The 13,768-nt window shown below is 64.8% G+C and carries 12 protein-coding genes; 2 read left to right on the top strand and 10 right to left on the bottom strand.

What is annotated here, in order from left to right; all coding sequences use genetic code 11:
* Positions 1 to 100 precede the first annotated feature (100 nt).
* From ABFE16_06655 to rsmD, 10 genes are all read right to left on the bottom strand, one after another.
* On the bottom strand, positions 101 to 1,972 hold the full coding sequence (locus tag ABFE16_06655; protein MEN6344970.1) for an ADP-ribosylglycohydrolase family protein: 1,872 nt from the start codon (positions 1,970 to 1,972) through the stop codon (positions 101 to 103).
* Positions 1,973 to 2,023: 51 nt separating this feature from the next.
* Positions 2,024 to 4,684 carry a heparinase II/III family protein gene (locus tag ABFE16_06650; GenBank protein ID MEN6344969.1) on the bottom strand — a complete coding sequence of 887 codons (2,661 nt, stop codon included), beginning with the start codon at positions 4,682 to 4,684 and terminating at the stop codon, positions 2,024 to 2,026.
* A 39-nt stretch (positions 4,685 to 4,723) separates the two neighbouring features.
* Complete coding sequence (locus ABFE16_06645) at positions 4,724 to 5,575, bottom strand: class I SAM-dependent methyltransferase (protein MEN6344968.1); 852 nt, start codon at positions 5,573 to 5,575, stop codon at positions 4,724 to 4,726.
* 160 nt (positions 5,576 to 5,735) lie between these two features.
* On the bottom strand, positions 5,736 to 6,605 hold the full coding sequence (locus ABFE16_06640) for a PIG-L family deacetylase (protein MEN6344967.1): 870 nt from the start codon (positions 6,603 to 6,605) through the stop codon (positions 5,736 to 5,738).
* A gap of 220 nt (positions 6,606 to 6,825) precedes the next feature.
* On the bottom strand, positions 6,826 to 7,698 hold the full coding sequence (locus tag ABFE16_06635; protein MEN6344966.1) for a PIG-L deacetylase family protein: 873 nt from the start codon (positions 7,696 to 7,698) through the stop codon (positions 6,826 to 6,828).
* Positions 7,699 to 7,906: 208 nt separating this feature from the next.
* Positions 7,907 to 8,449, bottom strand: a complete 543-nt coding sequence (locus ABFE16_06630) for a sigma-70 family RNA polymerase sigma factor (protein MEN6344965.1) — start codon at positions 8,447 to 8,449, stop codon at positions 7,907 to 7,909.
* A 336-nt stretch (positions 8,450 to 8,785) separates the two neighbouring features.
* Positions 8,786 to 10,027: an acetate kinase gene (locus tag ABFE16_06625; GenBank protein ID MEN6344964.1), complete on the bottom strand. Its 1,242-nt coding sequence runs from the start codon at positions 10,025 to 10,027 to the stop codon at positions 8,786 to 8,788.
* A gap of 111 nt (positions 10,028 to 10,138) precedes the next feature.
* Positions 10,139 to 10,654, bottom strand: a complete 516-nt coding sequence (locus ABFE16_06620; protein MEN6344963.1) for a hypothetical protein — start codon at positions 10,652 to 10,654, stop codon at positions 10,139 to 10,141.
* Positions 10,655 to 10,770: 116 nt separating this feature from the next.
* A complete protein-coding gene (gene coaD / locus ABFE16_06615) occupies positions 10,771 to 11,283 on the bottom strand; it encodes a pantetheine-phosphate adenylyltransferase (GenBank protein MEN6344962.1) in 513 nt (170 codons plus the stop codon).
* Positions 11,284 to 11,303: 20 nt separating this feature from the next.
* A complete protein-coding gene (rsmD, locus tag ABFE16_06610; GenBank protein ID MEN6344961.1) occupies positions 11,304 to 11,846 on the bottom strand; it encodes a 16S rRNA (guanine(966)-N(2))-methyltransferase RsmD in 543 nt (180 codons plus the stop codon).
* 273 nt (positions 11,847 to 12,119) lie between these two features.
* On the opposite strand from rsmD, the gene ABFE16_06605 reads away from it, so the two are divergent.
* Positions 12,120 to 12,779 carry an FhaA domain-containing protein gene (locus ABFE16_06605; GenBank protein ID MEN6344960.1) on the top strand — a complete coding sequence of 220 codons (660 nt, stop codon included), beginning with the start codon at positions 12,120 to 12,122 and terminating at the stop codon, positions 12,777 to 12,779.
* Positions 12,780 to 12,844: 65 nt separating this feature from the next.
* Positions 12,845 to 13,768: an FHA domain-containing protein gene (locus ABFE16_06600; protein MEN6344959.1), complete on the top strand. Its 924-nt coding sequence runs from the start codon at positions 12,845 to 12,847 to the stop codon at positions 13,766 to 13,768.

The raw sequence follows: 13,768 nt of genomic DNA, 5'->3' as shown, positions 1-13,768 counted from the left end.
CCGTCAGACAGACCGCGAGAGGATGCAACAGGAGCCCCCGTTTCCGGGGGCTCCTGTGTTTCGGCATGTCTGATTCAGGGCCGATTGGCCCGCAGTGACCTTAGGGTGCGGTGACGAAGGCGCCAACGATCGGGCAGTTGCGGCGCAGGTACTGGTCGCCACTGGGCTCAGTCAGGAACAGGTGTATCTCAGCCTGCTGCCCGGCGCGCGCGACCAGCGTGATGGTCAGGGGAAGCCTTGCCGGTAGCTGTTCCATGGCGTAGGTAGTGCCTGCGCCCGAGCGATGCGGAGCCGGGACGAAGCGAGTCGGCTCGGTCTTGCGGAGGATCTCCTGGCCGGCCAGGGCGACGCGCTGCATCTCCTGGGTTGCGCAGACGATGCGCCCGATCTGCGGCTCAGGGTTGTTGACGACAGCCTCGATGAAGTACACGCGGTCGAAATCCAGACCCGGATCGAGCACCAGGGCGTGACCGTCGGTGAGGACCGTCCGCCATCCGTCGACAGGCGCTTCCGCCTCCAGGGCTGCAGCCAGATCGCTGACGGGGATCGGCCCGGTGATCTTCCAGGACTGCTTCCCGGCGACGGTGAGGGTATCGTCGGCCAGGACCTTGCCGGCCGCTGTGACGGACACCTGCAGCTCATACCGGGCGGCCATGCCGGCACCAGCGGGCATCGCTACGGTGAAGGGGCGACGCACGAGACCTGGTGCGCGGTGCGAAGCTCCCGGCCGGACGCTCCAGCCCTCGGGAGCCTTGACGGACAGCTCGGCGCCCTCGGGGATGTCGCCGGTCGCCGAGAGAGTGACAGTGAGGCTCTCGCCCGGAGCTATGGTCGGCTCGCCGCCGTAGTCGCTGACCAGCTTCACCTTGTCGGCGATCTTGGTGACCTTCCAGTCGAGGTTCTCCAGCTTGGCGCTGCAGCGTGCCTGCCCCTTGAGGTCGTCGAGGGTCAGACCGGCCAGATCGTCGGCGTCACCGAGACGCACCGGTGCGTTGTGGGCCTCCAGGATCTCGCGTGCAGCCTGCTCGGTCCAATCCGCCAACTCCTGCAGCGTCGCGGGCACCTCGCAGTTGATGACCCCGTAGCCGACCTTGATCTCGTCGCCGACCGGCTTGGTCCACTTCTCCTCGAAGTACTCCGGGCCGTACAGCAAGCCGTAGATCGAGCCCAGGGTCGCGCCGGTGCAGTCGGTATCCTGACCGCAGTTGACGGCCTTGCACATGCCGTCGCCGGCGTCCTCGCCATAGAGCCATCCGAGGACGCTGAAGGCGATGTTCTGCGGTGCGTCGGTGAAGTTGACGTGCCCTGCCTGGTCGAGGATGACCTGGCGGCACTGGAGCCAGTCGTCACCGGCGGCGTAGCGCTCGCGGCAGATGCGGATTGCCTTGGCCGTGCGGCAGTCAGGCGGCAGGAAGCTCAGACCGAGGTCGAGCAGCGTCTCGCGGTCCTCGATGACGAAGGCCGCGGACTCCATGGCCGCAAAGAAGATCTCGCCGAAGAGGCCTTCGCCGCCATGATCCACGCAACCGTCCTGGTAGGCCAGGGCCGCTGCAAGGTCCGGGCAGCCTGGTGCTGCGCAGGCCCAGATCTCGCTGCGGATTGGAGCGCCCATGCTGTCGGTGAACCAGTTGTTGTGCTGGCCGGAGACGGGCGGCTCGATGCCGAGGAACAGGTTGGCCTTGCCCAGGCCGTACTCGTCCCAGGGGTAGGTGAGACTGTCGCGCCAGGCTTGTCCAAGGTCGCGTTCGGTGATCATCGGGCCGACCTCGCGTAGCTTGGCCAGCCACACGAGTTGCAGATCGAGGTCATCGTTGGCGATGGCGCCGTCGGGTACCGGATCGTAGAAGGTCAGGCTCAGTGGCCCGGGCTTACCTTCGTGGGGCTGCCCAAGCGTCCCGCCGACGTTCTTGCCGAGCCAGCAGCCCAGCACCTTGCGGCGGTATGTCTCCAGACTTAGCGTATGAACGGCCATCAGGTTCCCTCCCTGGTGATGGGGTGCGGCTGTGCGGGAATCAGGCCCGCACTACCTGGGGGCGTAGCGCCGCAGGGCGCCGTCCCGGAGTGTGATCGACAGTCCGTCTCCGTCTACCTTCACCGACGAAACAGTGGGACTGCCGCGATGTACCTCGAACACCGACCAGAACCGCCGGGTCTTCCCGAGGGCACGGAGCATCACGGTGCCTCGGGAGTCCGGCATCGGGTTGCCCGACGTCCGTCCCAGTGTGGCCTCGAAGGGACCGTCGGAGGTGGCAACCAGGCGCAGCCACACGCCCTGGCAGACGCGCCAATCGGCCTCCATCTCGCCCTCCGTCCAGGCCGACTGAGCGGCGGTCAGATGGGGCTCGAGCCGCGGGATCTTCGGTAGCTCGGCGGGCGCCGCCATGGCCTTCGAGACACTGCCGTGGAGACTCCCGTACGCATGGAAGAGCGCGCCAAAGCGGTGCTCCTCCTCGGAAGTCAGCGTGTCAGCTATGACGAGGTAGGGTGCATCAAACCAGACCTTGCGGTCGAGAACGACACCCGGGTAAGCGTCGCGAACCGTGCCATGGCCATAGGCCGGCGATGCCTCGGGCTTCCATTCGAGGCTGGCGTCCTTGACGTTCGCCTGGTCCTTCTCATCCACGAAGAGCGTGCTGTGGGAGAAGGTGCTCCGGTAGAACGGATGGATGCTCGTCAGTGCGTAGCCCGCGGTGCCGATGTCTGGCGCGATCACCTGCCCCAGCGCGTTGAAGGCGATCTCCAGCTTGTCCTGATGGTCATGGCCTGCGCCGTGTGGTCCGGCCTTGAAAAGCAGGTACCAGGGCTCGTCGGTATCGCCCAGGCGCACGGTCCGTCGCAGCACACCCATTCCCGGCCGCTTCAGCAGATCGTCCCCCGCGGGCGTCTTGGCTGCAGGAAGAGTATCCGGCCCGAAGGCCAACGCAGCCCAGGAGTTGCGCGGTGTGCCGTCAGCGTAGCAGGCCGATAGAGTCGGCCCGAACCGTTCCGGGTTCACCTGTCCGGCCGCATACTCATACAGGTGGCGGTACTGGCGCACGCTCATGAACTTCGGCGCGCCAAGATCGCCGACGGTGGGCAGCCGCAGGAACTGGTCGGCGAGCTTCACCGGCGCGGCAAACATCTCCTCGAAGCGGCGGGCGACCTCGGGGTCCTTGGTAGCATCGCCGCCGAGGCGCTTATCGATCTCCCAGAGCGTCACCAGCGGGCACAGGGAGTAGTGGTGGTAGAACATGGTCCCCTCGAACCAGAAGCCATCGACTTCGCCGGTGGCCTCGTCGGCCCGAACGCCACCCGTAAGCAGCGTGCGCAGACCGTTGCGCTCGTCGCGCAGGCCGCGCTGCACCCACTCGTCATGCCCAAACTCCAGCCCTGCCATGACCAGCGCCGGGGAGACGAAGCAGGACATGTTGTGCACGCCCGCCTTGTCCTGGAAGCGGATCTGGTAGGGGATGCCCTCCTCGAAGATCCCGGTCTTGATCGCTGCATGGTCCTCGGCTGTGTAGGCAGCGCTGGACTTGGTCAGGTCGTAGCAATCGCACAGCATCATCAGCACCGGCGCGTCATACAGGGGCTGGAAGTACAGCGCCTCGGAGTTATTGCCCTCGCGCAGTTCCCGGTGCTTGAACATCTCCACCGCCCGGCGCATCCCGTCGGCAACCCATTGCGCATAGCGCTCGTCGCCGGTGAGGCCGTAGAGCAGCGCCAGACTGTGCATCAGCCGATGGGTCCGCTCATGGGTGAAGAGAACCCAGGCTCGGTGCTGTGCGGGATCCTTCTCGAAGCCGCCGAACCAGGGGTCGAGGAAGAGATCGGGGCTTGCCGGATCGTAGACCAGGTGCTCGCCGCTCTTCCGCGAGTAGAAGTCATGCCGCCAGCCGACACGCTCGATTGGCTGCAGGGGTTCGGTCTTCAGCACAGCCTCGGCCTCACGCAGCATCTGCTCAAAGGCTGCCTTCGCCCAGGGCAGCGCATCGATCTTGCGCCGGATCTCGGGCAGCCACTCCTTGCCAAAGTAGATGGAAGGCCAGACATCCTCGATCGCCATCCCACTGTCATGGGGTGACAGGTTGTAAGGCCATCCTAAGGCTCCGTGAGCTGCATCGAAACCGGCGACGCACTCACGCAAAGGTGCAGTCAGTTCGGTCGCCTCGGTCGTCCGCTGTGGGGCCTGCCAGGCGTTGCCTTCTCCGGAGGGCATGGGCAGCATCACCTCATCTGCGACGGGCTTGTCTGTCGGGTAGAAGTCATAGCGGTCGATGACCACGACGCCACTGGGCGCGCCGACCGTGATCACGTTCGGTCCGGGCGGCAAGGGAAGGAAGTAGGTAACACCGACCTGGTGTGTCGCGGCTGCCGCCGGCCAGGTCAGCTCGTAGACCAGGTCGCGCAGGCTCACCCGCAAGGTCGCTCCACCTACGGAGGCCTTTGCGAGGTGGATCGCGAGGCGCCCCTGGTGCTCGAAGTTGGTCTTGAACACCAGCGGGGGCTTTCCGTAGCCAAGACGCCGCGAGACCTCAGCGGCCTGCTTGCCCAGTGCCTCCTGCGTGAGGGTGGTCAGGTCGAACTCGGTGACCCGCGAGGTAACGCCCGTCTGGTCGATCTGGGGCACCAGTCGTAAGGGCATGGGCTCTTGGGCGATCGCAGTTCCTCCCAGGCACAGACACAGGACGGCAAGCAGGTTCATCTGGGCTCCTCCAGGGCCGTCACGATCGTCCGGCCGAGGCTAACGAGCGGGCAAGACGCCATACTCCACCCGGCTCTGCTTTCCCCCGTGTGTCTCGGTCACTCCGAGTTGGTCCCACAGTGGTGTCTGGCGCCGCTGCTTGATCACGACGCACCTTCGAGCCACTCGTAGAGCGTTCTCCACGGCCTCAGTGGAAAGGGGATGCTTGTGCGCGAGCGCCCGCAAATCCTCCATGCTCTGTGACTCTTCGACCGGCGCGTGGAAGATCGGGTCGAAGTACACCACATCAAAGGAGTCCTTCGAGCACTGGGCGAGAAACTCCTCGTAGCCTGCGCAGTAGGCCTCGATCCGGCGCATGAGGGCGGTGAAGCGCTTGCTCACGAAGCTGGTGTTCTGGAGGCCGTCGATGGTCAGGTAGGCGAGGAGCGGGACCTTCTCGATACCGACTACACGGCCTTGCTGAGTGTTGCTGTCGTCAGCTTCGTCGGCCTCCTCGGGCGTCTGGCCGAAGACCACATGGGCACAGATGAGGGCGTCCGAGGCCCGGCCAAGGGTGCAGTCCAGGACTTCGTCACCCGGCTGCAGCCGCATGGCGTTGATCATGTGGTCGCCCGCGCCGCGGAGGAGGTTGTGGATGCGCACGGAGGCCAGGTTGGGATGGAAGAAGTACTCGATGCCCTCAGTGGGCTGGAAGTAGATGGTGCGGTCGGCCTGCAACACCAGCGCGCCCTCCACCTTCTCGTCCCGGCAGAGGGCAGCCACACTTCGACCCCGGCGGTCGATGATCGGGGCCTGGAGCCAGTTCGCCCAGCGGTCAGCCCGGGCGAGCATCTCGTCCGTGGGTCGCCGAGCAGTGGTGATGACCAGCCTTGGGGAAGAGGTGTCGTCCATGGTCCTGAGGGTGACCGGCTCCCGGGTCGGACTCGAGGATGATGAGGGCTGAAGGTGGGCGAAGCGGTGCGGGACTGGGGAAGGCTTCGGCGGCTCTAGAGCAGTCGTCTCGAACCCTCCCCAGCCCGCGCACGCAAGATACTGTCCGCAAAGATGCGGGTTAGGCCTGCTCTGGGAAGAACGGGAACAGGCTCTTGAGCTCCTCGGGCGCCGGATAGCGTCCGTACTCGGAGACCATGACGGCCTCGGCGGTCTTCACAGCCTTGCCGTGCTCCGGTCCATAGAACTTGATAAGGCTCTCACGCACGCTGTCGGCCACGGCGGAGAACTTCCTGTAGGATCGTTCGAGCAGCCACTGCCGGCGCTCCTCGTCGTCGCTGGAGATCTCGTCAAGGTAGCCGCCATTGGTCGGCATCCACTCGTAGACCTGCGACTCATGGCAATGCAGGACGTCGCGCTTGCGCTCCAGCACGTCATCGGTGTCGATTGCCACGTCGGCCACGAAGGGCGAAGGGATCGTGAAGGAATCATAGGTATAACCGACTACCGGCGGAACCTCGAGGATCGGCGACAGCGCGGCGACATTCGGCACCGTGACCAGGTACGAAGCGTCCTGCACGAGGACGCCGGTCGCCCGGTGGTCGGGATGGTAGTCGTTCGGGCGCGGGCACAGGACGATGTCGGCCCGGAAATCGCGGATGATCTTGATGACCCAGTTGCGCATGAACACGTTCGGCGTCAGGTCGCCATCGTGGACGTCGAGCACTTCGTATTCGATGCCCGAGACCCGACCGGCAGCCTGGGCTTCATGGTAGCGGCGAATCGCCAGGGGCCCTCCGCCCATGGAGGAGTGGCCGCTATCACCATTGGTGAGGGAGACGAACTTCACCCGGTGCCCGAGGGCCCGGTACTTGATGGCGCTTCCTGCGAAACCCAGGTCGCAGTCATCCGGATGCGCGCCAAACACCAATACATTGAGACGCCGCTTAGCGTCCTCGGAGGTGGCTCCGAAGTTCGAGTAGAGACCCATCTGTTTTCACTCCTGTGACGGGGGACGGTGGCAGACGTGGGGCCAGGCGATCCCGACATGTTCAGAACGGGGCGTTTGGGCCCTGATCCTTGGTCTTCAGCCCTGCAAGGGGACGGCAAACTCCCAGTCGTCCTTGCAGACTGAGCAGATTATACACTTCTGCCGGTGGTTTGGCTCCCCCTTTTGTCTCACAGGAGGGTGGGTTTGTGCGCAGTTCCCGCTAGCCGGTCTGAGCGGGGAGGAACGGGAACAGGACCGGCAGTTCCTCCGCAGCAGGGCGCCGTCCGTACTCCGAGATCATGAAGGCCTCGGAGGTCTTCACGGCCTGGCCCCGCGTGGGACCATAGAGCTGTACCAGCTTGTCTCGGACCGCATCGGCCTGGGTTCCGAAGCGGCGCAGCATCCTCTGCTTCTGCCATTCGCGGCGCTCTACCTCCGGAACCGGCACGCGCTCAAGCTCGCCGCTGCTGTAGGGCAGCCACTCGTAGACCTGGGAGACGTGGCAGTGGAGCATGTCGACCTTGCGATCGAAGACATCGTCGGTGTCGACCGCCACATCGGCAACAAAGGGGTTCGGAAGCTGGAAGCCGTCCCAGGCATAGGCAACCACCGGAGCCCGCTTCAGAGGCGGGGTAAGTGGCGCGATGTTGGGCACCGTGACCGTGTAGGAGGCATCTTGGACCAGCTCGCCGACGGCGCGGTGATCGGGATGGTAGTCATTGGGACGATGGCAGATGACGAGGTCGGCCTCCCAACGGCGCATGATCTGGATGACCCACTTGCGCATGAGCACGGTGGCCTCGAGTTCGCCATCATGGAGGTCGAGCACCTCGTACTCGATGTCCGCGATGCGTGCCGAGGCCTGGGCCTCCTGATAGCGGCGAATTGCGAGTGGCCCACCTCCCATGGAAAAGTGCCCGGCGTCGCCGTTCGCCATGGAGACGAACTTCACACGGTGGCCGAGGGCCCGGTACTTGAGGGCGATGCCGCCGCAGCGGAAATCACAGTCATCCGGGTGGGCGCCGAACACCAGCACGTTCATTGGACGGGAACCAGCAGCAGCCTTCGAAGCGGAAGTGGCGGAAACACCCATGGGGATCTGCTCCTCCTGTGAGGGGATAGGCGTCAGCGGCTCAGACACCGGCGGGCGGCAATCCGGCACCGCACGCCGGGGCAGACTTGCTGCCGCTGGAGCAGTGGTTCGCCGCTGCCCTGGGGCGTCCCTGCGGAGGAGGCTAAGGAAAGAGCCGGCCCCTGGTTCGGAGCCGGCTCGCGATAGCCGTGCGAAGGGGTTGCGGCGCTCAGAAGGCCATGCCGTTGAGCGGGAGCTCTCCCGCGACCTCGGCCGCCCGTGAGCGGATCTGGCGGACGTGGTAGGCGACGTTCGCGCTGCTGCAACCCAGGTGACCGGCGACCTCGCGCCAGGTCTCGCCGCGAAGCAGGTGCTGCAGGACGGCCTGCTGGGTATCGGACAGCCCCTCGGCGATCTTGGCGATGAGCGCCTCTTCCATGACAGCCGGGGCGACATCGGCGGTGGTCTCCGGCGCGCGGTCGGGTTCATACTCGCCGCAGCGTCGGCGCCGGGCCCACTTGATGTAGTCCAGGATCCGCCAGCGAGCGCGCTTGAGCAGGAACTGGTCGGGTTCACCGATGCTCAGGTTGGTGATGCCCAGGGCATCGAAGACCGCGAACCAGGCTTCGCCCAGCAGGTCGTCGTAGTCCTCATGGCAGCACCGGGCGTAGTAGCGCGCCATACTGGTCAGGCGAGGGCGCAGGGCCGCCACAAGGCCTTGCCTGGCCTCTGGGTCACCCTTTTGCGCACGTGCGATGAGCTGCTTCATCATGGTGCCTCCCGAACCAACCTCAGAGAAAAACAAAACGGCCACGAGCTGAGTTTGCTCGTGGCCGTCCGCTACGTAATGCGGGAGGGGGCTTGCCTAGGTGAGCTCCCTGTCAGGGGTGCACACCGGCCACGAGTCTGGGGACGCAATAAGCCCCAGGTAGTGGGAAGTAACTACGTGGACGGCCATGCTTACTCTCACCGTTGTGCACCTCCTTCCGAAAGTATCGCTGCTGTGCGGCGCTCCAGGCAAAACGACGGCCAGACTGCACTGGCCCGGCTGTTAATGCAAGATCACTTTCACACTATTATAGCCAAGACTGGGCCCCGTGATAAGGGCCTATACACTTTTTTCCGCAACTATTTCGGCAGTGTCCCGGGCGATCATCAGTTCCTCGTTGGTCGGGATGATGACTGTCGAGACGGTCGTGCCCTCCGCCGAAATGTCGATGACGTCCTGGCTCTTGTCAACCTTGGCGTTCTTGGCCGGGTCGACGCCGATGCCCAGGAATCCCAGCTTGCCCGTCGTGCGCTCGCGCACCATGGGCTCGTTCTCGCCGATGCCGGCCGTGAAGACGATAGCGTCGAGCCCACCCAGAGCCGCGGCATAGGCTCCGAAGTACTTGACGATCCGGTAGCAGAAGACCTCCAGGGCAGCGACGGCCCGGGAGTTCGGTGGATCAGCAAGGGCTGCAGCCTTCACGTCGCGCATGTCACTGCTGACGCCGGTGAGGCCCAGCAGGCCGCTCTCCTTGTTGAGCAGCGTGTCGATCCGCTGGGGGTCATACCCCTTCATCTGCATGATGATGCCCACGATCGCCGGGTCCATATCGCCGGCGCGTGTGCCCATGAGCAGGCCTTCCTGAGGGGTAAGGCCCATGCTGGTGTCGATGCACTTGCCGGCCTTCACAGCGGCCATGCTCGCGCCGTTGCCCAGGTGGCAGGTGACGACGCGCTGGTCTTCAACTGGGATCCCCTTGACGTCCCTGAGCCACTGGGTGGCCTTGAGGGTCACATAGCGGTGCGAGGTGCCGTGGAAACCGTAGCGGCGGATGTTGTGCTCGACGTAGTACTCCCAGGGCACGCCATAGAGGAAAGCGTGCTGCGGCATCGTCTGGTGGAAGGCGGTGTCGAACACTGCCACCTGCGGCACGCCCGGGAGGGCCTTGGCACAGGCCTGGATTCCCTGCAGGTTGCCGGGGTTGTGCAGCGGGCCGAGGACGATGCACTCCTTGATCGCCTGGATGACGTCGTCATCAACGAGAACCGAGGCCGAGAACTTGGCGCCACCGTGCAGGACGCGATGCCCGACGGCAGCGATATCGGAGAGGGACTTCAGGACTCCGTGCTCCGGGTCGGTGAGCGCCGCGAAGACGTGCTTGACGGCCGCGGTGTGGTCGGCCATCGGCTCCTCGACTTCGAAGGCCGGCTTGCCCACCGGGCGGTGCTTGAGGATGGCCTGAGTGCCGTTGTTGATACCGACACGGTCTGCAAGGCCGTCTGCCAGTGCGGTCTCAGTGCTCATGTCGTAGACTTGGTACTTGAGGGACGAACTACCACAGTTGATGACCAGGACGATCACGGGGAGGGCTCCTAAGAGGGTAAGGTTAGGTTATGCTGAACCGGCACACGAGACGGCACGGCGTAGCTGTCAACTGTCCGGCATCGGCGGCCGGGTCGATCCAGGCTTCTTCTACTCGGTCTCACCCATTGGCCGCGTCTCGGTGCGTGAGGTTGCCGTCGGGACCGCCGGGGCAGCGAGGGCCTTCTTCGCCTTGTCCAGGGTGGACTGGGTGCGGGTCATGTAGTTCTCCAGGCGCTCGATGACGCCGCGTGCCCACGCCTCGGCCTCGGCACGGATCGCGTCGGCCTCCACCTGGGCTTCGTGCAGAATCTCTTCACGGCGGCGCTCGGCCTGGCGGACCAGCTCATCGTTGGAGATGAGGAGCTGCGCTTGTTCGCGGGCAGACTCGAGGATCTTGGCCCGCTCTTCGTGGGCCTCGCGGACGATCTTGTCCCGGTCGCGAGCAACCTGATTCGCAGTGCTCAGCTCGTCAGGCAGGCTCGACTCGAAGCGGTTGATGACATCGAAGAACTCATTGGCATCGACGATCGTCTTGCCCCACAGGAAGGGGAAGATGACGCGGTACCACTTCTCTCCCTCTTCGCCCATGGCCGCCAGGTCTTTGAGCAGCTCAAGGATCTCCATCGGAGAGCCTCCATTCACCAGGCACACAACAAGACGCTCCGACCCACGAGGGGGGACGCGCCGGTGTGCCGAAAGCAGATGTCACAGCCAACGATGCCTGGGCGCAGAGCTGCCGACTAGTCGTGGCGCGAGGGCACCAGCTTCTTGTCCAGCATGCTCAGCACCAGCGGAGTCACAAAGCGCGATACATCGCCACCCAGAGAGTGAACGTGCTTGACCAGGCTGGAGCTCAGGAACGTGTAGGCCGAGGTCGCGGCGAAGTACAGGGTATCGATCTCCGGCGCGAGCTCGCGGTTCATGACCGCCATCTGGATTTCGCGTTCGTAGTCCGAAACAGCACGAAGCCCACGGACAAGCACCTGGGCTCCCTGAGCGTGCGCATAGTTTACCACAAGTCCCTCAAAACAATCCACGCGAATGTTATCGTAATCCCTGCAGGCATCGGTTGCCATGGTAACGCGCTCTTCGAGGGTGAACAGGTGCGTCTTGTCGGCATCCGCGGCGATGGCCACGATCACTTCGCCGAAGAGACGGCTGGCACGGGCAGCCACCTCCATATGGCCCACGGTGATCGGGTCGAAGCTGCCGGGGTATACCGCGATGTGTTTTGTCGGGATCTGCTGAGCCATGGGTTGCCGCTGGGGACTCGCTACCTCTCGTAGAAACGGAACTCCGACTCCCCGTAGCGTCGCACACGCGACGGCTGCGGGATCTCGTCGGTACCAAAGGTCGTGGCGCATTGTATCACGACGAGGCCACCGTCTGCCACACCCTCCCAGTCGGCCACCAAGCGTATCACGACCTTCTCGAAGCCGGCAAGGTCGTAAGGCGGGTCTGCGAAGACGATGTCGAAGGGGCCGTGTTGAGCGGCCACACGACTCCAGTGACGCTCCACCGGGCCGCGGATCACCGTCGCCGCCTCTTCCAGGTGGGTCGAGTGCAGGTTCCGTCGCAGGGCCTCGACGCAGCGGTTGTCCTTCTCCAGGAACACGGCGTAATCAGCACCCCGGCTAAGCGCCTCGATGCCGACACTTCCGGAGCCGGCGTACAGGTCGGCGAACCGGGCCTGCTCCACCCGTTCCGCGAGGCTAGCAAAGAGCGCCTCCCGCATGGCGTCAGTGGTTGGCCGGGTGTGGGTACCTTCTGGGAAACTCAGGGAAAGGGAGCGGGCGGAACCCGCGATCACGCGCATGGTGTTTGCTGCTCTCAGGGCGTCAGGATTGGGCGCTATTCGCCGCCCGGGAGCTTCTCTCCTCTTGGAGCCCCGGCTTTGCCTCTGTGGGGACGCTGCCGTCCTGAGAAGGGCACGCAGAGCGGCGCCGGCGCGCCCCGGAGAGCGCAGTACCGCTAGTGACAGTGGAAAAGGACGTATGCTATAATCGTGTGAAGTGCGGGCGCCCCTGGCGTCCGCCATTTGTTGGTGCTTGTGGCGTGCGTGTACACCGCCGGGTCGGAGTGAGTTCGAGTGGGTCTGCGCAGACTTGAAGAGGCCCTCGCCAACCTGCTCGAGGGAACCTTTGACCGCGCCTTCCCGGGCACGATGCACCCGGTGGAGGTCACTCGAGCCCTGTGGCAGGCGATGTCGGACCATCGCGTGGTCGTGGCAGGCGTCACGCGGGTACCCAACCGGCTGTGCGCGATCCTGAATCCACTAGATCTGCAGCACCTGAGAGAAGCACAGCAGCAACTGGAGCAGGAGACCGCACGGGGTCTAGAGCAGGAGTCGCGACTGAGTGGCTGGAACTACGGCGCGAAGGTGCTTGTGCGCCTGACTGCCGACGAGAGCGTGCGCTCCGGGCGTGTGTCGGTCGAGGCCCAGATCGACGAGACGCCCCTTGCGGCGGCGCTGGTGTTTGAGAACGGACCTGCCGCCGGTCAAAGATGCGCACTCAGGCCGGGTGTGGTTCTGGGCCGAGCGGCCGACGTCGATCTCCTTGTTCCCGACGAGAACGTCTCGCGCCATCACTGCCGGTTCGACTGGCGGTTTGAGGGGTACCAGGTCTCGGATCTGGACAGTCGGAACGGAACCTTTGTCAACGGTGTTCGAGTCTTCGCATACGTGCTGAGCGACAACGATGTGGTGGGAGTGGGGACCAGCCAGTTCAGGTTCCGCTACGAGGTGTAGGGCTCGCGGTCAGAGTGCCAGATGGGTCGTAGAGTCGTCGTACCACCGGAGAGGACACAGCGCCAGTGAGCGAGTTCGTCCCTGGTACCATTGTGCTGATCGGCAAGCTTGCCTTCCTTGCGGCCCTCTATGGGTTCGTAATGGTGGTTTTTCGCGGGCTGATGGCAGAGTCCAGAAGAGGCGGACGCCCCAGCCCGGCTACGGGACGTGGCGAGCGCGAGATCGTCACCCAGTGGGAGCTGCGACCCGGTGGGGGCGGTGTTGCGGCAGGTCCCGTGGCGACACCGGTAGCGCCGCCTCCTGGTCCTGTGGTTCTCACTCCTCCTCCTATACCACCCCTGCCAGGGCCGGCTGTCCTTGCGCCGGAGATCGTCCATCCGCAGGAAGATGCGCTGCCTCCCATTGACGTGAAGCTGGAGGGTGAGCCGATCGTGCTTGAGCCTCCGGTTGCGGAACCCGCCGTGCCCATCGTCCTGACGCCGCCGGAGTCGCAGAAGACGATGCCCGCACTCTTCGATGCCGAGCCGGAACCTGTAGATATCGAGGATCTCGAGGCGGTTGCCCTTCCCGTAGTTGCGCCCGAGCCCGAGCCGGAACCTGAACCGCAGCCAGAGCCGGAACCTGAACCGGAGCCCGAGCCGGAACCCGAACCTGAACCTGAGCCGGAACCAGTGCCAGTTCTGGTCGTGCTGGCGGCCCCGGAGGCAAGTCTGCAACAAGGGCAGCAGATTGAGCTTGGCCCGGTCGCGCGTCTGGGACGAGCCGACGACAACGACCTGGTGCTCAAGGACCGCTTCGTGTCCTCTCATCACGCCGAAGTGCGCAAGGAGGGCGACGGGTACACGCTGCGGGACCTGGGGAGCACCAATGGCACCTTCCTCAACGGGCTGCGCGTCGAGCGTCAGGCATCCTTGCGCGAAGGCGATCGCCTTGGTATCGGTACTAGCGTGTTCGCCTTCCACGAGGGCCGCGAGGGGCATGGTGGCTGA

This window comes from Armatimonadia bacterium (assembly GCA_039679385.1).
Lineage (GTDB): Bacteria > Armatimonadota > Zipacnadia > Zipacnadales > JABUFB01 > JAJFTQ01.
The sequence above is the reverse complement of the archived record's forward strand: the minus strand, read 5'-3'. Positions and strand labels throughout refer to the sequence as shown.